Source organism: Lentilactobacillus parafarraginis DSM 18390 = JCM 14109 (genome assembly GCF_001435895.1).
Classification (GTDB): domain Bacteria; phylum Bacillota; class Bacilli; order Lactobacillales; family Lactobacillaceae; genus Lentilactobacillus; species Lentilactobacillus parafarraginis.
Window position 1 is genome coordinate 1 of sequence record NZ_AZFZ01000238.1, and the last position, 274, is coordinate 274.

The 274-nt window shown below is 33.9% G+C and carries 1 protein-coding gene; it reads left to right on the plus strand.

Annotated features, from left to right (window positions below):
- Positions 1 to 274 (plus strand): protein kinase family protein (locus tag FD47_RS16040; protein ID WP_235806136.1); only part of this gene is annotated, 274 nt, incomplete at both ends.

Here is a 274-nt window from a genome sequence, read left to right on the forward strand (position 1 = left end):
AGGTGTTGCACTTCAATTTTAAATCGAGGAAGTATAATCAGTGTGAAAAAGAAGCCTTAGAGCAAATTTCCCGCGGTAATAAATATCCTTTAATTTATCAGATCTTAGCACAGCTTTATAGGAAGAGTAAATTATATGAAAAAGAAGCTGATATATTGAAGCAAGGAATTCAAGCTCAAATTGATATCCATAACCCTGGAGTTGCAAAACGGGATTTTAAAAGACGACTAGTGAAAGTAAATGAATTAACGCGTTGTGCTAGTTGTGTCACATT